Source organism: Chitinophaga horti (assembly GCF_022867795.2).
Taxonomy (GTDB): domain Bacteria; phylum Bacteroidota; class Bacteroidia; order Chitinophagales; family Chitinophagaceae; genus Chitinophaga; species Chitinophaga horti.
Genome location: NZ_CP107006.1, coordinates 91,791 through 115,426 on the forward strand (window position 1 = coordinate 91,791; position 23,636 = coordinate 115,426).

A 23,636-nucleotide genomic window follows, 5' to 3' on the forward strand; every position below is an offset into this window, starting at 1 on the left:
ACCCCGTGCGTTAAAAAAAATAGTATATTAGTTGTAGTGAGATCATTTTAAATCTAGCCGCTTGAAAGCAATTTTCCCTATCGGTCTGTTTAGCGTTATGTTAGCAATGCTGGTACTTCCCGTTAATGCACAGGATGCCGGTAGTGACTTTACGCCGCTTGAGTTTGTTGAGAATAAGGGACAATGGAAAGGTGACTTCCTTTTTAAAACGGATCTTGGTGGTACCGCGATCTTCCTGAAAAAGACAGGCTTCACTTATCTCATGTTGAGTAAGGAAGATATGGCCCGCGTGCCGGAACTCAATCACGGACATAATCACAGCGCCGACTTTCATTTCGATCCTGCCGGCAAAGGTAACGCCGGTAGTAAGTCTGCGGCCAAACCAGGCAACAGCACACCACTTACCATGAGCCAGATAAGAGGCCATGCGTACGAGGTAACTTTCCTTAATGCCAATCCGAACCCACAAATCATTGCCGATAAACCATCTACCGGTTACAGCAACTACTTCATTGGTAACGATCCAAAGATGTGGGCCAGTAATGTGATGAGCTACGGCTCCATTACTTACAAAGACCTGTATCCGGGCATTGACGTGCACGTGTATTCCGATGGTGGTCAAATGAAGTACGACCTCATTGTGCATCCCGGTGCTGACCCATCCAAGGTGGCTTTGCAGTATACAGGAGCGGAGAAACTCAGTATCAAAAAAGAGCAACTCGTTATACAAACCAGCGTGGGCGAAGCCATGGAGCTGATGCCATTTGCGTATCAGTATGTGAATAGCGAGCGTGTGTCCGTCAAAGTGAGTTATCAACTTAAAGGCAATATTCTTACCTATAAAATTTCAGGCAGATACGATAACAGTAATCCGCTGGTGATCGATCCGAACGTGGTGTTTTCTACGCTCACGGGTTCACGGGCCGACAACTGGGGGTATACAGCGACCTACGATCCGGCAGGCAACTTTTATGCAGGCGGTATCGTGTTCGGTGTAGGTTATCCGGTTACGCCTGGCGCCCTGCAAAATGCCATGGGCGGCGGCGACTACGATATTGCGATCACGAAGTTTAATCCGGTTGGTACAGCTGCTTTGTATTCTACTTACCTCGGTGGTAGCGGTGAAGAGCAACCACATAGCCTGGTGGTAGATTCGCAGGGTAACCTGGTGATCTCCGGCAGGACCAACTCCGGCAACTACCCGGCACCCACATTAATCGGTACGGGCGGTGGCTACGACATGGTGATCACGAAACTAAATGCGACCGGTACTGGCCTGGTGGGCTCTATCAAAATTGGCGGTTCGGGCAACGATGGCGTAAATATGCGTCCGTCTAAATCCGGCGGTGCTTACAGCCTGCTGCGTAACTATGGCGACGACGCCCGCAGTGAAGTGATTGTAGACGGCGCGGATAATATTTACGTAGCCGGCTCCAGCCAATCGAGCAACTTCCCGGTAACGGCAGGTGTGTTCCAGGGTACTTATGGTGGTGGTTTGCAAGATGCGGTAGTGTTGAAGATCAATCCTGCCTGTAACGCGCTTACCTGGGGTAGCTTTTTGGGAGGCAATAAAGAAGATGCAGCTTATGTGCTGGCATTGAATATTGATAATTCATTGTACGTATCCGGCGCTACGGCTAGTGCGAACTTCCCGGGTACCAGCAGCGGTGTATATTCCGCTTACCGCGGTGGTATTTGCGATGGTTATATTTCGCACATCTCGAATAATGGTACAACCCTGATCAACGGCACTTATATCGGTTCGGATAATAACCAGGCCGACGAAGTATACGGTGTGCAGACCGACGTTGGGGGTAATGTATACGTGATGGGCACCACAGAGGGTACCTGGCCGGTGAAGCAACCTCCCGGAACAACGACTTTCTACAACGACAATTCCAAGCAATTTATCATGAAGCTGGAGGCGAACCTCGCGAACGTGGTATATTCTACCACCTTTGGTAAACAGGCTTCTTATCCAAGTATATCACCCACCGCTTTCCTGGTAGACCGTTGTCAGAACGTATACGTATCCGGTTGGGGCGGCGAATTGAACTCACAGGCCAAATACCCTAACTCCGGCACTTACGGGCTGCCTGTTACGCCGGATGCCCGTAAGGCCAGTACCGACGGTAGCGACTTTTATTTCTTCGTGATGGAGCGTGACTGTATTGGTCAGTTGTACGGCACCTTCTACGGCGGCAACCAGTTGCTGGAGCACGTGGATGGCGGTACCAGCCGCTTCGACCGCAATGGGGTCATCTATCAGTCGATTTGTTCGTCATGTGGTACAGGCAACCGTCCGCGGTTCCCGACAACGCCGGGTGCTTATGCGAGCGGGCTGCCCCCGAACTGTAACCTCGCAGCGCTTAAAATTGCCTTCAACCTCGATGGGGTGAAGGCCGGTTTCAAAACGCAGGAAAGGAAAAATAACTATTGCGTGCCCAGCACGATCACGTTCGTAGATACGACCAATTTGCCCGCAGTAAGCTGGGAATGGTCTTTTGGTGATAACTCCGCCCCTGTAACGACTAATACCGGCACTGTATCTTACACTTATAACCTGGTAGGTGATTACACTGTAAGGCTCATCAAATACGATCCGGCCAGCTGCAACGTACGCGATACCGCTTACCTGCCGGTACGCATACGCGCGGATCAGGCGCAGGTAGGTTTTACGGCGACGAGGATCATACCGCCTTGTACCAGCCTGCAATATGTGTTCGTCAATAATTCGACCGCACCGCCGGGCAAACCATTTACCAACCGTTCTTTCGTGTGGGATTTCGGTGATAACACACCAACCGTTACAGCAGATACCACCCGCCAGTTCCATCAATATGCAACGGAAGGGGTGTACAACGTAACCCTTACGCTCGTCGATACGAATTATTGTAACGCACCTGAAGTGATTACGCAACAATTGCGCGTGGCGGCTAATGTGGTGGCTCGCTTCGAAACACCGGCTGATGGTTGTGTGCCTTATACGGCAGTTTTCAACAATACTTCTTCCGGTGGCGTGACGTTTGAATGGGAATTTGGCGACGGTGGCACGTCTACCGACGTATATCCTGAGCATACTTACAATACACCAGGCACTTACACCGTGAAGATGCGCGCCTTCGACCCGAACACCTGTAACCTTGTAGACAGTACCACGTTTGATATAACAGTACACGCAATACCAGTAGCAGATTTTGATTTTCTGCCGCTGAAGCCGCAGGAGAATACACCAACAACGTTCACTAACCTCTCACAAGGGGCGAGCCTTTACTGGTGGACTTTCGGCGATGGTGATACCTCTACACTGGCAAATCCGGTGCACCAATACAACAAGACGGGCACTTACGATGTTTGTTTAGTAGCGGAGAACCAGTTCCAGTGTGCGGACACCATTTGTAAAACGGTAGATGCGATCGTGATACCTTTGTTCGATGTGCCTTCGGCATTTTCACCAAACGGCGATGGTGCCAACGACGTATTTATGGTAAGAGGCTTCGGTATCTCCAAGTTTAACCTGAAAGTGTTTAACCGTTGGGGCCAGCTGATGTTTGAAAGCAATGACCCAAGGGTAGGCTGGGATGGAAGATTTAAAGGACAAATACAACCCATGGACGCATATGCATTCACCGTCGTACTCGAGTTCAGTGATGGACAGAAGGGATCGCGAACGGGTAGTGTAACGCTCCTTCGATAACAGATTTAGTTACAGCCGATTTAAGTTGACAGGATGATCAAGCAGTTTGCAAAATATATTGGGATCGTGACGTTGTGCGTTTTCGCATGGGGGGATGCCGTTGCCCAGGACCTGCACTTTTCGCAGTTCTTTAATTCGCCCCTTACCACCAACCCCGCTAATACCGGCTTTATACCCGATGGAAACTATCGCCTGGGCGTAAACTACCGCAACCAGTGGTCGTCTATTCCGGTGCCTTACAAAACCATGTCGGCCTTCGGCGATTTCCAGTTGTTCCGCGAACAGCTGACTTACGGCTGGGTAGGCGTGGGCGGCATGTTCCTGCGCGACGTGGCGGGGGCGGGCGATCTTACATCCACCAAAGCCTATGGCTCCGTGGCATACCACCAGCTGATGGGCGAAAGCAGCCTGCTTTCCGCCGGTTTCAACGTAGGCATGGCCAACAAACGTATCGATATTACCAAACTTACGTTCGATAACCAGTGGAACGGTTACTTCTTTGATGGCCAACTGCAAAACGGCGAGCCGATCACGCAGAGCGGCATCACTTATTTCGACATGCAGGTAGGTATGAACTATGCTTATTTTCCCAGTGAACTGGTGTATATCAATGGCGGTTTTTCGGTTCATCACGTAAATAAGCCAAAAGAAACCTTCTACGCCTCCGATAACCAGATCGACAGGAGGTACATCGGGTTTTTGAATGCAAGTCTTAAACTTACAGATAACATCATCGCTAACCCGGGTGCGTATTACGCGGTACAAGCGAAATCGTCGGAACTGATGTTTGGTGGTTATGTACAGTATAACCTATCCGGCGATGGCGACAAACAATTACTGGGCGGCGCCTATTATCGCTGGAATGATGCGTTTGCCTTCCTGGTGGGGTACCAGATGAGTAATGTGCGGCTTAACTTCAGTTACGATGTAACCGCATCTTCACTGGCAATATACAATAACCGTCGCGGTGCTTACGAACTGGGACTGGTGTTTACAGGATTGTATCCTAACCGCAGCTTCAGTAACGCAAAACGTACCACGCTCTGCCCAACCTTTTAACCCGGTCTGTCCTACGTTCACTTGGAGCGAATTTGCTGCCTGCTGAGCAGGGAGAACTGCGTAATTCGGTAAAAATCTAATAATTTAGCTACTAAATCTCTTTCTTATGAAGCGAGTATTATTCGCGCTCCTGTTTTTGGCAGCTGCCAGTGCAGCTTCAGCACAGGATTCAACTTATCAGCGCCGTTCTTTCGATAAGCCGGAAGAAAAACAGAAAGGCTTCGACAGGTCACGCCTGTTTGTAGGTGGCGGCCTTGGCCTCGGCCTGGGTAACCGTACCTTCAGTGCAAACGTATCTCCCTTAGTTGGTTACCGCTTTTCCCGGTTGTTTGCAGCCGGCGCCAATATCAACTTCCAATATGGGTCCGATAGATGGGAATATGCCGAAGGCAACATCAAAAATTCTTATACCCTCGTTGGTGGTGGCGTATTTGGCCGCGTGTACCCGCTGGACATCATCTTCGTGCAGGTACAGCCGGAATACAACCACATCATGGCTAAAACGACCGACGAAACGGTGCGTCCCAAACAAGTATACAAAGACAGCTATACCGTGCCCAGCTTGCTGATGGGTGTAGGTTATGCACAACCGATCGGCGGTAACTCCGCTTTTACGATCATGGTGCAGTATGACGTGTTACAAGACGAACGCTCCCTGTATTACCAACGCCCCGTGTTTTCTGCGGGTGTGAATATCGGGTTCTAAGTCTTTCGTTATCAATATGTTGGGGCTGGCTGAAAGTAATAGTCAGCCCCTTTTTATTCGGGTGCCTGATGGAAGACCTGTCACTGTTTAAGCGATTCTCAAAGCCCTCTATTCACTTTGCTCAGCTCATTTATTGTATTTATCCGCAGGAGCCGATCCTGGTTTTAAACGACTCTCAAAGCCTTCAATTCACTTTGGTCAGCCCATTTACCATATTTACCCGCAGGAGCCGATCCTGCTTTTAAGCAATTCTTAAAACCCTCATCCGACTTTTTAGTCAGCCACTCATTGACGGCGTGCTGGTTTTATTTAATTTACGCCCCCGTCCATACCGGCGGCCCTAAGCTTATGGCTCCTGTTGTATTCCTGGCATGTATTGCCGCTTATTTTCTTGTGCTGTTGCTCGTATCCTACATCACTACGCGTAAATATGACGCGCAGTCTTACTTTACAGGCAACCGCAACTCCGTTTGGTACCTCGTCGCCATCGGGTTAATCAGCGATACGTTATCTGGCGTGTCGTTCATTTCCGTGCCTGGCAAGGTGGGCCTGGCGCAGTTTTCTTACCTGCAAACCATCCTGGGTTATATCGTCGGTTATTTCATCATTGCCGCAGTATTAGTGCCGCTCTTTTACAAGCGGGGATTAACTTCTATTTATTCTTACCTGGATGAGCGCTTCGGGCCGGTTACGCAAAAGATCGGGGCGGCGTTCTTTATCCTGTCGCGGCTCACCGGTTCGGCGGCCCGCTTATTCGTGGTGGCTGGCGTGTTGCAGCGGTTTGTGTTCAGCCATTATCACATTCCTTTCACCGTATCGGTAACGGTCATGGTGGCGCTTATGCTGGTGTATACTTATCGCGGGGGGATTAAAACCCTCGTATGGACCGATGCGCTGCAGTCCTTTTTCCTGCTGTCGTCGGTGGTGATTATTACCGTAATGGTGGCGCGCGAGTTGGATTGGACGCTTTTGTCTTTCCCCGCGAAACTAGCCGACAGCCCTTACTCACAGGTGTTTTTCTGGGATAACTGGAAGGCGCCGAACTTTTTTCCCAAAGACTTTTTCGGCGGGATGATGATTGCCGTTGCCATGACGGGGCTGGACCAGAACATGATGCAAAAAAACCTGAGCTGCCGCACGTTAGGAGATGCGAAGAAGAACATTTACACATTCAGCCTGGTGCAGGCGCTGGTGAACGGTGCTTTCGTGATGCTCGGCGGCCTGTTCTACGCATACATCAATAGCCGTGGTATCGCTTTACCGACAGACCCGGTGAGCGGCCGGTTGCTGACAGACAGCCTGTTCCCGTCCATCGCGCTGGACGGCATTGGCGGACTGGCCGCGATTGCATTCATCGTAGGACTTACTGCTGCCGCCTTTTCCAGTGCCGATGGGGTGCTTACCACGCTTACCACATCTTTCTACATAGATATCCTGGGTCGCTCTACAGAAAAGATGCTCCCTGAACAACAACGCGTGAAGAACCGCATTCACATTGGCATGGCCGCCGCCCTGCTGGCGACCATCCTGCTTTTCCAGGCGTATAATAACAGTGCATTGATCGATACGGTGCTGTTCCTGGCGGCAATTACCTACGGGCCTATGCTCGGATTGTTTGCATTCGGCATCCTGCACAGGCAAAAAATTTGGGATAACGGCTCCGTTATCATATGCCTGGTGGCGCCCGCTCTTTGTTTTATCCTCAGTAAAAATGCTCAGAATTGGCTCGCAGGCTATAAATTTGGTAACGAACTGCTGATTTTGAACGGTATGTTTACTTATATTGGGTTATGGTTGATCTCCGCGAAAAGCCATCAAACATTTACTAAATAAGATAGGTGATGAACGAAAGCATTATGAATTTAAAGGCTCGCGACTGGGCAGAAACACGTGCTCACTCCAGCTGGCAGATATTTAAAATTATGGCCGAATTTGTAGAAGGTTTTGAAGCCCTCGCTAAGATCGGTCCCTGTATTTCGATATTCGGATCTGCCCGTACCAAAGAAGGTAATCCATACTACGAAGCCGCATTACAGATCGCTGAAAGCCTGGCACAGGAAGGATTTGGTATCATTTCCGGCGGTGGCCCTGGTATTATGGAGGCCGCCAATCGCGGCGCTCAACGGGCAGGTGGTAAATCGGTAGGTTTAAATATCACACTGCCGCATGAGCAAAACCCAAACAGCCATATCGATAAAGATAAAAGCATCAACTTCGATTACTTCTTTGTGAGGAAGGTGATGTTCGCCAAATACTCGCAAGGTTTTGTGATGATGCCCGGCGGCTTCGGCACCATGGATGAATTTTTCGAAGTAGCTACCCTTATCCAGACAAAAAAAATGACCGAAACACCGATGGTGCTTGTCGGCAAAGAGTACTGGAGCGGCCTGCTGAACTGGATCGATACGGTGATGATGAAGAAAGAAAGCAACATTCACCCGGAGGACCTGAACCTGCTGAAAGTGCTGGATACGCCGGAAGAAGTGGTGGAATACTTCCGGGTTTTCTATACTACCAACAAACTGCGCCCTAACTTTTAGGGTTTTCCCTTTGGGCTTTTTGAAGTAGGTTTGCAAAAAATTAGTTGCATGGAGGTGATGCCTACAGTGGTACAGGAGTTCGCGGAAAAGTACACGACCAAAGAAGACGATTTGTTATATCGCCTTCACCGGGAAACGTATCTGAAAGTAGAACAACCGCACATGCTCAGTGGTCACCTCCAGGGCCGCTTTTTAACTATGGTAAGCCAGATGATGCAGGCTCGCCGCATCTTGGAGCTGGGTACTTACACCGGTTACTCCGCCATCTGTCTCGCGAAAGGAATGCCTGCCGATGGCCATCTGCACACTATTGATATCAACGAAGAATTGGAGGCCATGTGCCGCAAATACTTCGATGAAGCGGGGCTGGGCGATAAAATTACCCAGCATATCGGCCGCGCGCTCGACATTATTCCGCAGCTTAACGAAGTGTTCGATCTTGTTTTTATTGATGCAGATAAAGGCAACTACGGCAACTATTACGACCTGGTATGGGAAAAGGTTCGCCCCGGCGGCTTCCTGCTGGCCGATAACGTACTTTTTCACGGCGATGTCTTCGATGAACCCGCCAGCCAAAGCAACCAGGCCAAAGCCATGATACGCTTCTGCGAAAAAGTAACCGCAGACGGCCGCGCGGAACACTTATTGCTCACCTTGCGGGACGGACTCCTGCTAATACGAAAGAAAGATTAAATTCGTTGTATATAGAATTGTCCGCTCACTTACACCCGAACCATTAAATTCATGTTCATGCAGGTAAGAAAATATTTGCTGCTTCTTTGTTTTCTTATAGGCAGTGTGTCACTTACACAGGCACAAAACATTACCACGGCACAGTACATCAACACATATAGAAATGTAGCTATCGCCGAAATGCAACGTTCCGGCGTGCCTGCAGCCATCAAACTGGCGCAGGGGATTATAGAGACACAGTCGGGTAACAGCTGGCTGGTACAAAACTCCAACAACCACTTCGGTATCAAATGTAAAAACAACTGGACCGGCGCTTCCGTTAACTACGACGACGACGCCCGCCAGGAATGTTTCCGCAAATATGATAACGCCACCGCTTCCTGGAAGGACCATTCCGACTTCCTCCGCAGCAATCCCCGTTACGGTTTCCTCTTCGAATATGATCAAAAGGATTATAAATCCTGGGCTTACGGTCTTAAACAGGCCGGTTACGCCACCAGTCGCACTTATCCGCAGCAACTGATAGAAGTAATTGAACGCTACGACCTTAATCAATATACTTTACAGGGATTAGGTGAAGGTGGCGCACTCGTAAAAAATGATGGTCCGTTTATCGGCGATGACCAGCCTGTGTCGGGCAACATTGTCAATAAGGTAATTCCTAAAGCTGCGCCGGTTAATTATCCTTCGGGAGAATTTAAGATCAACGGCCGTAAAGTGATGTTCGCACCTGCAGGCACTTCGCTGGTGGTGTTAGCAAATGATAAAGACATCCGGGTGAGTAACCTGGTGCATTATAACGATTTGAAGGATGCAGTACTGCTGGAAGAAGATATGCTCATCTTCTTACAACGCAAGAATCGCACGGGTGCTAACGATTATCACATCGTAGCCGAAGGAGAAGACCTGCACAGCATTTCGCAGAAAGAAGGCATTATGCTTGAGTGGCTGCGCAAGCGTAATAAGCTGGACGAAGGGGAGGAGCCTGCTCCCGGTGAAAAATTGTTGCTCGACGGTTACGCTCCTGCTAAACCGAAACTCACGGCCAGCAGCGTAGCGATCATCAAAGAAGAAGACCAGCAGCCCAAAGACCTGAACCTAAAAAAGTTGGTAAGGGATGTGAAGGACGAGATATCCAAAGCGCGTGAAGGCAATGTGCAGGGGACGCCATCGGCCACTCCTGCTAAGTCGGGACCGGCGGCCCAGGAAACGAACAGCCTGCCACCGCAGATGGTAGAAGATCTGAAGAAGATCGATGGCGCCACCGTTAAGCGTGAAACCATGCCGGTTACGCGGCAGCCTTCGGCACCATCCAATACTAAATACCACACGGTACAGGAAAAGGAAACCATGTACGCGATCTCCAAAAAATACAATGTTACTGTAGCCCAGCTGCAACGCTGGAACAACCTGCCCGATAACAACATCAGGACCGGGCAGCAGTTGGTGGTAAGCCAGTAAATCAAACCGACAAAATCCGAATCGACATGTCTATCATTACCGTTCACGACAAACAGTTTCAGCCATATATTACAGCTGCGGACATCCAGCAGCGTATCGCCCAAATGGCGTCCGAGATCAACCGCGATCTGCAAGGCAAACGCCCGTTGTTCATCGCGATCTTGAATGGCAGTTTCATGTTTGCTGGCGATATGTTCAAACACATTACGATCGATGCGGAAATATCTTTTATCAAACTCGTTTCCTATAAAGGCACAAAGTCAACAGGCAATGTGATCACCTCCATTGGCCTGGACGAGGACCTGTACGGTCGCACGGTCGTGATCCTGGAGGACATTGTCGATACCGGCAAAACCCTCAGTATGTTCCTGCCTCAACTGGAACACCAGCAGCCAGAGCAGCTGCTCATCGCCTCCCTGCTGCACAAGCCCGACGCACAAACGCATCCCGTAAAAATCGATTACCTGGGCTTTTCGGTGCCTAACAAGTTTTTACTCGGGTACGGCCTGGATTATGATGGTTTGGGCAGGAACCTGCCGGAGATTTACCAGTTGGTGGATTAGCGGTGCGGTCTGACTAACAGCGTTGCGGTGCCCCGTTTGCGACCCGTATAAGGTGTACCGGCGAATCGCCAAAGAAGCCCTATTCCCGCCCGACGCAGTTTCGTCACGATACCGGCCTCGCGCCTGACGCAGTTTCGTCACGCTGCCCCCTCGCGCCCGACGCAGTTTCGTCACGCTACCGGCCTCGCGCCTGACACAGTTTCGTCACGCTACCCCCTCGCGCCTGACGCAGTTTCGTCACGCTGCCCCCCTCGCGCCCGACGCAGTTTCGTTACGCTGCCCCCTCGCGCCTGACGCAGTTTCGTCACGCTGCCCCCCTCGCGCCTGACGCAGTTTCGTCACGCTGCCCCCCTCGCGCCCGCCCGACAGGTTTTCGTCACGCTACCCGCCCCGCGCCCAACCAAAGGCGTTTCAACCGCGCTTAAGGCTACTCCGCTCGACCGCACTCAACCCACCGACACTAGTTACTGCATCTCGAAAGCAGTACGCCTCATAGTAATCACTTAAAAACAAGCTTTTAACAAGTTATTATTTTTTATTAACTTTATGATGGCTTCTGGCCGTCATATCGTTATTACTGATGCGAAAGCTCCTGTTCAGCCTATTTGTATTGCTGGGGAGCCTGCAGCTGGATGCGCAACAAATCAACTGGGTATCCGGCGCAGTGCAAGACAGCACTACACACAGTCCTATCGCTGATGTCGTTGTTTCCGTTATGAAAGACACCGGCAGCACAGTGAGCAACCGCTTTGGCCTTTTTCGTATAGCCGTCCGAAAAACCAACACCATCCTGCTTTTTCAGCATCCCAAGTATCTTCCTAAACAAATAAAAGTCGATCAACCGGCGCAACTGGTAATAGAACTCGCCCCTCGACCCAAGAGTGCCGATCCTATCGGGTTGGCGAAAGCGAAAGCACGTTTCGCCCGCAACTCCAATCCTAACTACGGTAATGTGGCCATGGGCGTTTCTTCCTTTTTTGATGAAACTTACGGACAGCTGTACGAGAATAAATTCATGGAGGTGAAGAAAGAGGCCAGTTCCACCTTCGCCATTGATGTGGACCGCGCGGCTTACAGCAACATGCGCCGTTTCATTCGCAACAAGGAGCGCATTCCGGCCGATGCCGTGCGGATAGAAGAACTGGTGAACTATTTCCCTTACAGCTATGCCTGCCCCGGTAACGACAGCATATTCGGCATTTACAGCAGTTATGCGGAATGCCCCTGGCAAAAGAAACACAACCTGCTGCAAATCGCCATCCGCGCGCAAAAGGGCGATATCGACAGTTTACCGCGCAGTAACCTGGTATTCCTGATCGATGTAAGCGGATCAATGGCGGATAAAAATAAGCTGCCGTTGTTACAGGCAGCCTTCCGCGTGCTCACCGCCAACCTGCGCGATAGCGATAAGGTGGCCATTGTAGCCTATGCCGGTACGCCTGGCGTTATCCTGGCCAGCACACCAGGCAGCGATAAAGGAAAAATCCTCGCCGCCATCGACAACCTGAGCGCAGGTGGTGCCACAGCAGGCGAGGCTGCTATCAAAATGGCCTATCAAATCGCGGAAGACAATTTCATCCGCGGTGGCAACAACCGTGTGATTTTGGCTACTGATGGGGACTTTAACGTGGGTCAGACGAGCGACCTGGATATGGAAGAACTGATCAGTAAGAAATCCGAAAGCGGCGTATTACTCACGTGTCTCGGCTTCGGGATGAAAAACTATAAAGACTCCAAGCTGGAAACGCTCGCAAGCAAAGGCAACGGCAACTTTGCCTATATCGACGATCTGGAGGAAGGCACTAAAGTATTTGCCCGCGAGTTCGGAGGAACACTGTTTACGGTAGCCCGCGACGTGCGTGCACAGGTATGCTTCAATCCCGCCAGGGTGAAGTCGTACCGCCTGTTAGGTTATGAAAACAAGTCCCTGAAAGATGGGGAGGAAGACACGATCAAAGTAGTGGGTGGCATCGTAGGCACGGGCCATTGTGTAGTCGCCATGTACGAAATAGAACCGATGACGCAGAATAATAATGCTGCGGACAGTTTGTTAGCACACGTGAAGTTATGTTATCGCACGCCGGAAGATACGACGGAACGCCACCTGCAACAGATCGTTTCCACGCCGCGCATGACGTTTGTAAATGCTTCGGAGGATTTTCGCTTTGCGTCATCGGTAGCGCTGTTCGGCATGCTGGTGCGTAAGTCGAAGTTTAAAGGCGATGGCGACGTGCAAATGGTACTGGATATCGGCAAAAAATCCCTCGGCAAGGACGAGGGCGAATACCGCTCGGAATTTTTAAAGCTCGTTAAAACAGTCTGGAAAAAAACGGATTGGCTTAAAGATCCGCCTGAACAATAGCCTTCGGAAAGAACCACCGCTCTATAAAACTCCCGCCGATCATCGCAATTGCGCTGGCCAACAGGCCAATCATCAGGGATGGAATACCACGCTCTACGCTTTCCGCAATAAAATAAGCCGCCGTACCTGCTATGATGGAACCGATCGCTCCCGCATTGGTGGCGCCTTTCCAGTAAAGTCCGGCAGTAAGCGGTACGAACAGCGACACTAAGCTCAATATGGAAGATGCGCCCACCAGTTCATAAATGTTACCGCTGCCGATGGCCATGATCAGTGAAAGAATAGATACCACTACTACGGACAAACGAATAATGAGCAGGAACTTTTTATCAGAGATATTTTTATAGAAAGGACGTATGATGTTTTCGCCTAACACCGTAGCCGGGGCGAGTATGGCGCCGCTGGTCGTGCTCATAATGGCCGACAGCAACGCACCAAAGAATAATATCTGTATAAATAGATTACCGTGTTGCAACACCATCGCCGGTAAGATTCCTTCCGGATCTTCGTTGAATAGTGCGGGATACAGCAAACGTGCGCACAAAATGATCAGCAACGGCAGCGACCCAATTGTAAAATACATAAGCGCACCGAGGTACGAGGAGCGTACCGCCACGCTTTCACTTTTCGCCGACATCAACCGCTGAAACACATCCTGCTGCGGAATAGAGCCTAAGCCAATAGTCATCCAGGCGGCCAGGTAATGCAGCCAGTCGTTCAGGTTACGATCTGGGAAGAAGCGAAAATAGGACGAAGGTGTTTGTGCAATAATGTTACTCATACCACCAGCCTGGTTCACCACGATAACGGTAATAATGATCAAACCGACAATGATCATGATCGTTTGAATAAAGTCAGTCACCGAAACAGACCACATGCCACCCATGTACGTGTAAGCCGTTACCAGTCCGCCGCTGGCAATCATAGCCACCGTTTCATCAATCCCCATTACTTTATTGATCACGATGCCCATCGCCACGATCTGCGCAGCGATCCAGCCGAAGTAGGAAGGTACCATCATGAATGCGGATACCAGTTCAGCCTTACGTCCGTATCGGATGCGAAAGAAATCGCAAAAGGTGAGGATGTTGAACCGGTAAAGCTTACGGGCGTAAAACAAGCCCACTAACACCAGGCACAACGAAGCGCCAAAAGGATCTTCCATGACGCCTAACAGGCCGTGTTGTGCATATTCGGCGGTGGCGCCCAGCATGGTTTCCGAACCGAACCAGGTGGCGAATATCACACAGGCGCTAATGCCTAATGGCAGGTTACGCCCGGCCACTACGAAATCGCTGGCGCTATGCACGCGTTTGGCGGCCCAGCGGCCAATCAGTACAGTTACGAGCAGGTAAACCAGCACAAAGGCGGTAAGCATCTACTTAATAATTTTATAGCACTTGCGGATAATCTTCCCTTCAAAATCGAACGGGATCGTTTGTTTCGTAATGTCCTGGATCGAAGTGGCGTTGATGTTCGGGGTATCCAATTCAAACTTGCGATAGTTGTTGCTGAAGATAATGGTGCCGCCCTTTTTCGTGGCCAGCAGCACTTTATTCAGTATGTCCACATGATCGCGCTGGATGTCTAAAAAGTCTTTCATGCGTTTGCTGTTCGAGAAAGTAGGCGGATCCAGTACCACCAGGTCGTAGGTGTTCAGCTTTAAAGTATCGAGGTATTGTAATACGTCCGCATGCTCAAACTGGTGTTTGGCGGGGTCGTACAGGTTGTTCAGTTTCATATTGTCTTCGGCCCACTGCAGGTAGGTTTTGGACAGATCAACGGAAGTGACCATCGCTGCATCGCCGGCAGCAGCATATACGGAGAAGGAACCGGTATAGCAAAAAAGGTTCAGTACTTTCTTGTCCTTCGCGTCCATACGCACCATATGACGGGCGATGCGGTGGTCGAGGAACAGGCCGCTGTCGAGGTAGTCGGAGAGATTTACTTTAAACGTGAGGCCGTCTTCCTGTACGTTAAACTCATATTTTTCCTCATCGCGTTTTTCGTACTGCGACTGGCGATTGGCTTTGCGTTTGCGCTGGCGTACATAGATCTTTTCGTCTTCCACTTCCATTACTTTGGAAATGATGCCGATGCAGGCTTCCAGCCACTGCTCGTGTTCCGCTTCCTCCATACCATGACGATGGTCGTACTCGGCTACGAACACGTGATCTTCATACACTTCAATGCTGAACAGGAACTCCGGCAGGTCGCGGTCGTACACGCGGTAGCAGGTGATGTTTTGCCGGCGCGCGGTCTTTTTCAGGTGACGGAACACCTTTACCAGGCGGTTTTCGAACATCGGCAATTTGTCGGTATACTGCATAGCTGTAAAAAAACTAAAAAAAACGGAGAAAGACGAGTTGACTGTCTTTCTCCGGTAATCTATCTGAATAAGTATATAAGCTTAGCTAAAGATGTCTCTCACTTTCTCGAAGAAGCCTTTTTCTGACTTTTCGGGATTCGGCTTAAAGTTACCTGAGTTTTGCATCTTTTCCAGCATGTTCTTCTCGTCTGAAGTAAGCGTTTGCGGCGTCCATACATTCACATGGATCAGCTGATCGCCTTTCTCATAGCTGTTTACAGACGGGAAGCCTTTGCCTTTCAGGCGGAAGATCTTGCCGCTTTGGGTGCCGGCTGGTATTTTGATTTTCGCTTTACCGTCGATCGTAGGCACTTCAACCTGCGTACCAAAGGCTGCGTCCGGGAAGGAAATGTACAGGTCGAAGGCGACGTTCAAGCCATCGCGCTGCAGTTCTGCATGCTGTTCTTCTTCTATGAGGATGAGCAGATCGCCCGGTGCACCACCACGTTCGCCCGCATTACCTTTACCGGTAAGGCTTAACTGCATACCCTCCTGTACGCCTGCCGGGATGTCGAGCGATACCATTTCCTCTCCGTACTGACGGCCTTCGCCTTTACAGGAGGTACATTTGTTGGTGATCGTCTGACCTTCGCCATTACAGTTAGGGCAGGTGGTAACGGTTTGCATCTGGCCGAGAAACGTTTGGGTTACTTTTCTCACCTGGCCGGAGCCGCCGCAGGTATTACAGGTGTGGAAGGCATTTTTATCTTTTGCGCCCAGGCCGTCGCAGGTGTTACAGGGCACATACTTCTTTACCTTAATCTTTTTGTTGGCGCCTTTCGCGATCTCCTCGTAGTTGAGGCGGATCTTCACCCGGAGGTTGGAGCCCCTGGTGCCTCTGCCGCGTCGCTGACCACCACGGCCACCGCCGCCGCCAAAGAAGCTGCCGAATATATCGTCCCCGAAAATATCACCGAAGTTGGAGAATATATCGTCCATGTTCATGCCGCCGCCGCCACCGAAGCCGCCGCGGTTGCCCATGCCTGCATGGCCGAAACGGTCGTACTGGGCCCGTTTGTCGGCATCGCTCAGCACTTCATAAGCCTCTGCGGCTTCTTTGAATTTCTCTTCCGCCTCTGTGTTGCCCGGGTTTCTGTCCGGATGGAACTGCATGGCCACCTTACGGTATGCCTTTTTGATTTCATCCTGCGAGGCGCCTTTGGCAACACCCAATACCTCGTAGTAATCTCTTTTTGCTGACATTGTTGGATACTTGTTAGCCTGCTCAATGAGCAGGCTTTTGTGATCAGTGTAATATGTTACATAGCAATCCGGTCTGAACAGTCGCAATTTCCTGTCAGATCGTCATATTTCTCTACTTTCCTACTACCACCCTGGCGTGACGGATCAATTTGTCATTCAGGTAATAACCTTTCTGCAGTTCATCCAGCACTTTTCCCTGCAAGTCGGCTGCAGGAGCGGGAATTTCGGTAATGGCCTCGTGCAGGTCGGCATTAAACTCGGTGTGCAGCGTTTCCATAGGTTTCAGGCCTTTGCCGGTAAGGGTGTTCTTCAATTTACCGAATACCAGCTGTACACCTTCCTTCACGGATGCCACGTCGGTAGCGGTATCCAGCTGTTTCTGGGCGCGTTCCATATCGTCCAGCACATCCAGCATGGCGATGATCACTTCTTTGTTGGCAGTCTGGATCAGCTCCAGGCGCTCTTTCGCATTCCTTTTTTTGAAGTTGTCGAACTCCGCTACCAGGCGTAGGTATTTGTCACGCATTTCTGCAGCCTGCTGTTCTGCCTTTTCCAGGGCACTTTCCTCCGTTAATGCATCGTTCAGGTGGCTGGTTCCGCTCACATTTTCATCAGCATTAATATCTGGTACGTTTTCCTGTATATCTTTCTCTTTGTCTGTCATAATCGGTAATAATTGTTCGCAAAGGTACGACGGACAATAATTTTGCCAAGCGTCCGGAGCCGACAAATTGACACAAGGCGCGGAGGGCCTCATTTTTCTTACCTTTGCGGCTCGAAGTACATATACATGACCAAAGTTTTTTTAAAGAAGAAGATACAAAGCCGCATTCTGACCGGCCATCCATGGATTTTCGGGAACGAAGTAGGCGAAACGTCCGGACCGGTAGAACCCGGCGATATCGTGTCTGTATTCACCCATAACGGTGTTTTTGTAGGCAAAGGTTACATCAACCCGCAAAGCCAGATCCTGGTGCGCCTGTTAACGCGTGATAAGGATGAAGAGATCAATGATGACTTTTTCCTGCACCGCCTGCAAAAGGCCTGGGAGTATCGCAAAAAGCTGGGCTACGTAGAAAACTGCCGACTGGTATTCGGTGAGGCCGACGAACTGCCGGCGCTCATCATCGATAAGTTTAACGACTACCTGGTGATCCAGACGCTCGCCCTGGGTATGGACCGCTGGAAGGATGCGATCTGCAAGGCGCTCACTCAAATATTCAACCCCAAAGGTATTTATGAGCGTAACGACGTGCCTGTTCGCGAACTGGAAGGCCTGAAGCAGCAGAAGGGCTTCCTCAGCGAGCCTTTCGATACCAACGTGATCATCAATGAAAACGGCCTCAAGTTTCATGTGGATATCGTAAACGGCCAAAAAACCGGTTACTTCCTCGATCAGCAGGACAATCGCCGGGAAATCAAACATATTGTACAGGGGGCAGACGTACTGGAAGCTTTCTGTTACACCGGCACCTTCTCCTGCCATGCAGGGTATTACGGTGCTAAAAGCGTACTGGGACTCGATATTTCCGAGAATGCGGTTGCCACTGCCCGTCGTAACGCGGAGCTCAACAACCTGCAGGACGTGTGTAAGTTTCAGGCGGTGAATGCGTTTGACGTGCTGAAGCAGTGGAGTAAAGAAGAGAAGAAGTTCGACGTGGTGATCCTCGATCCGCCGGCCTTTACCAAAAGCCGCGAGAACATCCAGAAGGCCATTACCGGTTATAAGGAGATCAACCTTCGCGGTATGAAACTGCTGAAGCCCGGGGGCTTCCTGGTAACAGCATCGTGTACCAACCTGGTGCCACCATCCCTGTTCCTCGAGATCATCGATATGGCGGCTAAGGACGCCCGTAAAAAGATCCGCCAGGTCTCTTTCCAGACGCAGGCAAAAGATCACCCGATCTTATGGAATATCGAAAATACTACCTACCTCAAATTCCTGATCATAGAAGTATCTTAACATAAGAAAGGCCGCATTTCAAATGCGGCCTTTCTTTTATCTACTATGTTGATTGTTGAAATTACTTCACTACGTTGAACTTTCCCGATTCTATCAACCCACCCGTAACCTTGTCGCGCAACTGGAAAATGTAGATGCCCGGATAGTAATTATCGAGGATTAACTCGTTCTTACTGTTCAGGTTCTTCAAATGGTCCATTTTCTTGCCAAGGAAATTGTACACAATAAGTTCATATCCCTTCTCGTTATTACCTTGAATTTGAAAATTCACCTTCGAGGTAGCAGGGTTTGGGTACAACTTAACGACCTTCTCCTTGTCCTCCGAACCGGAAGGGCCGCTTTTGGACTGTGACCAGGCCGGGACGGCCAGGGTACAGAGAGTGAGTAAAAGTATAAGGGTAAAGTTTCTCAACATAGTATTTCAAAGATAATGATTTTTTTAAATATCTATTAAGAAAGTCGAACCATAGTTCTATGTAAAAATAACAAACGGCGAGCCAATTAGATGGCTCGCCGTCGCTTTTTTTGGAAAAATTTAACAAGATATTAGTTCAGTCCTTCCAGTGTTGTCTTAACTGCCTCAAAATTAGGCACATCGCTCGCTTTCTCCAGTACTTCCGCATAACGAACCACGCCATCTTTGTCCAGCACAAACGCCGAACGTTTAGATACGCCTTTCAGGTCCAGTACAAAGTTCTCGTAAATAGAACCGTAAGCAGCAGAGGCTTCTTTGTTGAAGTCCGACAGCAGGGGGAAGTTCAGGTTCTGGTCGGTTTTGAATTTGCCCAGGGTAAAAGGAGAATCTACAGAAATGCCGAACACTTTCGCGTTCAGGTTATTGTAGGTAGATATGTTGTCTCTTACGGAGCACAGTTCGGTCGTACAAACGCTGGTAAATGCCATTGGGAAGAACAGCAGTACTACGTTCTGGCCCTGCAGCTCGCTGAGCGTTACTTTGTTTTTGTCGGTATCGTACAGTGCGAACTCGGGTGCTTTAGCGCCTATTTCCAGTTTCATGCGGTGAGTTTTAGTGGTTTAATGAATGGGCGTAAAAGTACGATATTCAGATTAAAAGCTCGGGCAGTTCGTAGCATCGAGCGTAGAATTGCGGCTGTTCAGGAAGTTTTTGAATACGAACGACAGTTCAAATCCCCCGAAGGAGCGGCTGGCACTACGCAGGGTGGAGATGTTTACATCGTAGCTCATCGCCAGTTCGTAAGCACCCATGTCTATTTTTACCACAGGCACCAAGGCATCGTTCCACCGCAGGAACAAGCCGCCATATACGCCATGGTCCGATTCCAGGCCTTCGTCATACAGGCTGTAACCCAATAGCGCGCCGCCGATGTACTCGTTGTAAGTTCCCTGGTGCATCTGGTTATACTGTGCGATCAATTTAAATTTCTCATCGAGCGGTACGGTAATACCTGCGTTAAAAGACCACTTCTGTGGCAACTCTACGCCCTTATCTCCGTAAAAAGACACCTTTGGTTTGTTGAAGTGGTACAGGGCTGCGCCGATGTAGTAGGGAATGTCCTCACCGATCAGGCTGTTGTAGCTGAGGCCCACGCCCGCGTCGAGGTAGGTGTAGCCTTGTTTGGCCAGGCGCCCTTCTTCGCCGGTAGGAGCGCTGGCTTCAAAGCGGCCGTTAGTATACTGGTTATTGAAAGTAAGATGCGAAAGATTGAACTGGCGCTGCACGAAACCGCCCATCACCCCCAGTGACAGATAACTGCTCTTATCCTCACTCAGCGATTTGTGGTAGTTCAATGCCGGTAACACCTGCACCGATTGTAACTGCGACTGGCCAGCCCGGTCGAACGACATTTGCAGGCCAGTGGTTACGTAATCGTAATACTGCCCAACAGGAAACTTCAGCTCCCCGCTCAGTGTGCCGGTCTGGTAAGGCGTGGTGATGCTGTTCCACTGGTTGCGGTATACCGCCTGCACCCGCACATCACCATTGAAAATGCCGATGAGTGCCGGGTTACGGAGGATGGGCGTTTCGTAGAACTGTGACATATGTATGTCCTGCGCGGCCGAACGCAGCATTGCCAGCTGGCACATCATCACAATCACTATGGTCCTCAAGGTTTTCATGGTCACTGGTTAATATTTAGCGTATTAAGGATATGTTGCCTTTCATCTGGAAAATATCGTTACTGTCACAAATTGCTTCTATCATGTACACGTATACGTCCTGCTGCAGCGCTTTGCCGTTCAGGATGCCGTTCCAGCCGGCATTAATATCATCGATGTTAAATCGTTCACGTTTAAATACCTCCTGTCCCCAGCGGTTAAAAATGCGCAGGTAACGGATCTGTTTCACACCCTTGCCACGGATGTAGAAGATGTCGTTTTGCCCATCGCCGTTAGGCGTAAAGCCTGTAGGGATAAACACTACGCTCTGATCACACAGCAGGCGCACGTCCAGCACATCCGTTTTCGTACAGCCGGCGTTGTTAGTCACTGTCATACTGTAAGTCATGTGCTCACGTGGTGTGGCCGTCGTAACCGGACAAGTGGCGCAGTCGATGTAAGTAGAAGGCGTCCATTCCCATTTCACCACATCGGCGCTGTACGTAGCGTTCAGGTTGATCACGCTGCCCACAGTTACAAACTGGTTGCGGCCTGCGTCGAGCGTAGGTACGGGTTTCACTTCCACCGTAACGTCTGCAATTACCGCCGGACAACTTTGATCGTTGCGCGCAGCCACGGTATAGGTTGTGTTTTGCGTAGGTGTAACGATCGGTGAGGCCGAAGTAGCCCCGTTGATCTCGCCCTGGTCGGACGTCCACGCGTAGATGCTGCCGCCTGTAGCGCGCAGTTGTACGGATGCACCCTGGCAAACGGCTGTATCGGCATTAACGGTGAGCGTTACGGCAGGTACCACGGTGATGGCTACCGTATCTGCCGCCGTGCAACCCGCGGCATTCGTAGCGACCGCAATGTATTGTGTATCCCGTAGCGGTGTAATCACCGGGTTCGCACAGTTGTTACAGCCAATGTTGTAAGCGGTGGTCCATTGCAGCGGTGCGTCTGTCACGGCCTGCAGTGTAAGGCTCGCGCCTTCGCACAACTTCGTGCCAGGCGCATAGATCTGCATGAAAGGCGTGGAGCTGATCGTCACCTGCTGCGTTACCGAATCGCGGCAATTGCGTGCATCCGTTACCACCAGCTTTACAGGGAATTGTCCGCTATTGTTATACGTGGTAGCCGCCGGTGTTTGTAAGGCCGACTGCGTACCGTTCCCTAAATTCCACGACCAGTTCGTAAATGGAATACTGGGCGATGGTATGGAGGTATTGTTGAACGTTACAGGCTTGCCTTCACAGGCCGGTGTGTTCATCGTAAAGGCCGCCACTGGCGCGATCACACTCACATGGTTTTGCTTTACGATCGTATCGCGGCAATATGCCGCATCATTGTAGGAAATGATCAGCGTATCGGTATAAGTGCCTACAGCGTTAAAGGTTTTGGTGATATCCACCGCGGTCGTGTTTAGTACTGTTCCGTCCCCAAAATGCCAGCTGTAATTTGTCACCAGCGAAGAAGGAACATGCACTACGCCGAAAGGGACACTGGTGCCTCGACAAACGGTACTTACGCCGGTATTGAAGTCGGCGATGAATACGCGCACCGTCTGGAACGTAGTGCTCACGCACCCATTACCGGCGTTGCGCACGCTAAGCCTCACCGTGTACGTTCCTTCTGCTGTGTAGAGGTGCTGTGGACTGGCGTTTGCTTCCAGTGGCGTGTTGTCTCCAAAATCCCATTCATAAGTATCGGTGGGGTCGCCGATGGAGGTATTATTGAACTGATAAAGACTTTTGTTATTGCAGCTGCGGGCATAAGTAAATCTGGCTACGGATGCGCCTATCTGCACGTTCACAGGTGCGGCATTTACATAACAGCCGTTGTTACCGGCACGCAGGTTAACGGCCAGGTTGCCTGTCTGCACAAAATTCCGCGTAATGTCTGCTTCCGTTCCCTGCCTGGTAATACCGTCGCCAAAGTCCCAGTTGTAATGAGTAGCATTGGTGGCGGATGCGAGTAACCTTACCGGTGTAGCCGCACAGGTAACCGCCGGTGTAGCAGTAAAACTTACGCCCGTAGGTGCTGTGCCGGTGCGGATATGCTGATTGAAAGTACGGGTGGCCGTACAGCCTTGTTGCGTAGTAATTGTCAGGCTTACGTTATAGGTGCCCGCCGTTGTATAGGCATGATTCACCGCAGGTGTAGCTGTGGTTTGGGAGATACCATCACCGAAGTTCCAGGCGTAGGTCGTCACCGGATCGCTGTCGATATTGGAGGAAACAGCGTTGAACTGCGCGTTAAACGGGATACATCCTTCCCTGGTATTGTTGGCAAGATCCAGTGCCGGCGTTCTGATGATGATGTAGTCGTTCTTACGCACCGTTTGCGAACAACCATTGGCGTTCGTAGTGGTCAGTACCACATCGAAGGTGTCTGCCGCATTGTATTGGTGCTGCACGGTAGGTGTATTGACCGTTACGCCGGTGCCATCGCCAAAGTCCCAGGTGCTCGAAGTGGCGCCGGGAGTGAGGTTAGTAAAAGTAACCGTATAACTGCCGCAACCGGTGCGGTCATTGGCTGCAAAGTCGGCCGCTGTTATGCCATTTACGGTAACGACTGAGCTGATGTTACTGGTCGTCGCCTGGTAGTAAGCGGTTAACGTAATAGTGTAGGTGCCGGGTGTACTATACGTAATTACCGGATCCTTTTGTTTGGAGGTGCGGCCATCGCCGAAACTCCACGTATACGAGATAGGATAACCGGTGGTGGTATTGCTGAATGTGAATGTGGCCGGCGCACAGTTACTCGCAGGGCTTGCCGTGTAGGTAAACCCGGCCTGCTGACCGGAGGCTTTTGCTCCCAGTAGCGTAAATCCTAGCAGGGAAGAAAAAACTTTACACATAACCATTAGGTTTCTCATAGGTATCCGAGGTTTTTCCAGTTCGGGATAAGGTCTTCTATAATATATGAATTATACAAATATA

General features: G+C 50.4%; 18 protein-coding genes. 10 read left to right on the plus strand and 8 right to left on the minus strand.

Going from position 1 to position 23,636, the window contains the following annotated elements; all coding sequences use genetic code 11:
* The first annotated feature begins 61 nt into the window (after positions 1–61).
* The 9 genes from MKQ68_RS00405 (at position 62) to MKQ68_RS00445 (ending at position 13,081) form a co-directional block, all read left to right on the plus strand.
* Positions 62–3,697: a DUF7948 domain-containing protein gene (locus MKQ68_RS00405; protein ID WP_244837457.1), complete on the plus strand. Its 3,636-nt coding sequence runs from the start codon at positions 62–64 to the stop codon at positions 3,695–3,697.
* Positions 3,698–3,763: 66 nt separating this feature from the next.
* Entirely contained in the window at positions 3,764–4,756 is a 993-nt protein-coding gene (locus tag MKQ68_RS00410) for a PorP/SprF family type IX secretion system membrane protein (protein WP_264281617.1), read from the plus strand.
* Between the two features lie 106 nt (positions 4,757–4,862).
* The gene (locus MKQ68_RS00415; protein WP_264281618.1) at positions 4,863–5,462 is read left to right on the plus strand and encodes a hypothetical protein; all 600 of its coding nucleotides are present in this window, start codon (positions 4,863–4,865) and stop codon (positions 5,460–5,462) included.
* 348 nt (positions 5,463–5,810) lie between these two features.
* A complete protein-coding gene (locus MKQ68_RS00420) occupies positions 5,811–7,295 on the plus strand; it encodes a sodium:solute symporter (protein WP_264281619.1) in 1,485 nt (494 codons plus the stop codon).
* A 23-nt stretch (positions 7,296–7,318) separates the two neighbouring features.
* Positions 7,319–8,002 (plus strand): LOG family protein, encoded by a 684-nt coding sequence (locus MKQ68_RS00425; protein ID WP_244837452.1) that lies wholly within the window; start codon positions 7,319–7,321, stop codon positions 8,000–8,002.
* A gap of 48 nt (positions 8,003–8,050) precedes the next feature.
* Complete coding sequence (locus MKQ68_RS00430; RefSeq protein WP_264281620.1) at positions 8,051–8,695, plus strand: O-methyltransferase; 645 nt, start codon at positions 8,051–8,053, stop codon at positions 8,693–8,695.
* A gap of 57 nt (positions 8,696–8,752) precedes the next feature.
* Positions 8,753–10,156, plus strand: coding sequence for a glucosaminidase domain-containing protein (locus tag MKQ68_RS00435; RefSeq protein WP_264281621.1), 1,404 nt, complete (start codon positions 8,753–8,755; stop codon positions 10,154–10,156).
* Positions 10,157–10,182: 26 nt separating this feature from the next.
* A complete protein-coding gene (gene hpt / locus MKQ68_RS00440; RefSeq protein ID WP_244837447.1) occupies positions 10,183–10,719 on the plus strand; it encodes a hypoxanthine phosphoribosyltransferase in 537 nt (178 codons plus the stop codon).
* A gap of 580 nt (positions 10,720–11,299) precedes the next feature.
* Positions 11,300–13,081, plus strand: coding sequence for a vWA domain-containing protein (locus tag MKQ68_RS00445; RefSeq protein WP_264281622.1), 1,782 nt, complete (start codon positions 11,300–11,302; stop codon positions 13,079–13,081).
* Here MKQ68_RS00445 and MKQ68_RS00450 read toward each other — a convergent pair.
* The 4 genes from MKQ68_RS00450 to MKQ68_RS00465 form a co-directional block, all read right to left on the minus strand.
* On the minus strand, positions 13,059–14,459 hold the full coding sequence (locus MKQ68_RS00450; protein WP_244837443.1) for a high affinity choline transporter 1: 1,401 nt from the start codon (positions 14,457–14,459) through the stop codon (positions 13,059–13,061). The two genes, MKQ68_RS00445 and MKQ68_RS00450, sit on opposite strands and share 23 nt — an antisense overlap.
* Positions 14,460–15,410: a class I SAM-dependent methyltransferase gene (locus MKQ68_RS00455; RefSeq protein WP_244837442.1), complete on the minus strand. Its 951-nt coding sequence runs from the start codon at positions 15,408–15,410 to the stop codon at positions 14,460–14,462.
* A gap of 81 nt (positions 15,411–15,491) precedes the next feature.
* Entirely contained in the window at positions 15,492–16,652 is a 1,161-nt protein-coding gene (gene dnaJ / locus MKQ68_RS00460; protein ID WP_264281623.1) for a molecular chaperone DnaJ, read from the minus strand.
* Positions 16,653–16,764: 112 nt separating this feature from the next.
* Entirely contained in the window at positions 16,765–17,316 is a 552-nt protein-coding gene (locus tag MKQ68_RS00465) for a nucleotide exchange factor GrpE (RefSeq protein ID WP_244837441.1), read from the minus strand.
* Between the two features lie 126 nt (positions 17,317–17,442).
* Here MKQ68_RS00465 and MKQ68_RS00470 point away from each other — a divergent pair, with 126 nt between their 5' ends.
* The gene (locus MKQ68_RS00470; RefSeq protein ID WP_264281624.1) at positions 17,443–18,615 is read left to right on the plus strand and encodes a class I SAM-dependent rRNA methyltransferase; all 1,173 of its coding nucleotides are present in this window, start codon (positions 17,443–17,445) and stop codon (positions 18,613–18,615) included.
* Between the two features lie 61 nt (positions 18,616–18,676).
* On the opposite strand, the gene MKQ68_RS00475 is transcribed toward MKQ68_RS00470, so the two are convergent.
* From MKQ68_RS00475 to MKQ68_RS00490, 4 genes are all read right to left on the minus strand, one after another.
* Complete coding sequence (locus tag MKQ68_RS00475) at positions 18,677–18,886, minus strand: T9SS type A sorting domain-containing protein (protein WP_244837438.1); 210 nt, start codon at positions 18,884–18,886, stop codon at positions 18,677–18,679.
* 275 nt (positions 18,887–19,161) lie between these two features.
* Entirely contained in the window at positions 19,162–19,632 is a 471-nt protein-coding gene (locus tag MKQ68_RS00480; RefSeq protein ID WP_244837437.1) for a redoxin domain-containing protein, read from the minus strand.
* A gap of 51 nt (positions 19,633–19,683) precedes the next feature.
* Entirely contained in the window at positions 19,684–20,715 is a 1,032-nt protein-coding gene (locus tag MKQ68_RS00485; RefSeq protein ID WP_264281625.1) for a PorP/SprF family type IX secretion system membrane protein, read from the minus strand.
* 16 nt (positions 20,716–20,731) lie between these two features.
* Positions 20,732–23,554, minus strand: coding sequence for a T9SS type B sorting domain-containing protein (locus MKQ68_RS00490; RefSeq protein ID WP_264281626.1), 2,823 nt, complete (start codon positions 23,552–23,554; stop codon positions 20,732–20,734).
* Positions 23,555–23,636: the final 82 nt, after the last annotated feature.

Coding starts and splice junctions, on each gene's coding strand:
- MKQ68_RS00435 (WP_264281621.1), top strand. CDS start 8,753: ATGCAGGTAAGAAAATATTTGCTGCTTCTTTGTTTTCTTATAGGCAGT.
- dnaJ (WP_264281623.1), bottom strand. CDS start 16,652: ATGTCAGCAAAAAGAGATTACTACGAGGTATTGGGTGTTGCCAAAGGC.
- hpt (WP_244837447.1), top strand. CDS start 10,183: ATGTCTATCATTACCGTTCACGACAAACAGTTTCAGCCATATATTACA.
- MKQ68_RS00420 (WP_264281619.1), top strand. CDS start 5,811: ATGGCTCCTGTTGTATTCCTGGCATGTATTGCCGCTTATTTTCTTGTG.
- MKQ68_RS00480 (WP_244837437.1), bottom strand. CDS start 19,632: ATGAAACTGGAAATAGGCGCTAAAGCACCCGAGTTCGCACTGTACGAT.
- MKQ68_RS00465 (WP_244837441.1), bottom strand. CDS start 17,316: ATGACAGACAAAGAGAAAGATATACAGGAAAACGTACCAGATATTAAT.
- MKQ68_RS00415 (WP_264281618.1), top strand. CDS start 4,863: ATGAAGCGAGTATTATTCGCGCTCCTGTTTTTGGCAGCTGCCAGTGCA.
- MKQ68_RS00485 (WP_264281625.1), bottom strand. CDS start 20,715: ATGAAAACCTTGAGGACCATAGTGATTGTGATGATGTGCCAGCTGGCA.
- MKQ68_RS00455 (WP_244837442.1), bottom strand. CDS start 15,410: ATGCAGTATACCGACAAATTGCCGATGTTCGAAAACCGCCTGGTAAAG.
- MKQ68_RS00445 (WP_264281622.1), top strand. CDS start 11,300: ATGCGAAAGCTCCTGTTCAGCCTATTTGTATTGCTGGGGAGCCTGCAG.
- MKQ68_RS00450 (WP_244837443.1), bottom strand. CDS start 14,459: ATGCTTACCGCCTTTGTGCTGGTTTACCTGCTCGTAACTGTACTGATT.
- MKQ68_RS00470 (WP_264281624.1), top strand. CDS start 17,443: ATGACCAAAGTTTTTTTAAAGAAGAAGATACAAAGCCGCATTCTGACC.
- MKQ68_RS00430 (WP_264281620.1), top strand. CDS start 8,051: ATGGAGGTGATGCCTACAGTGGTACAGGAGTTCGCGGAAAAGTACACG.
- MKQ68_RS00425 (WP_244837452.1), top strand. CDS start 7,319: ATGAATTTAAAGGCTCGCGACTGGGCAGAAACACGTGCTCACTCCAGC.
- MKQ68_RS00490 (WP_264281626.1), bottom strand. CDS start 23,554: ATGTGTAAAGTTTTTTCTTCCCTGCTAGGATTTACGCTACTGGGAGCA.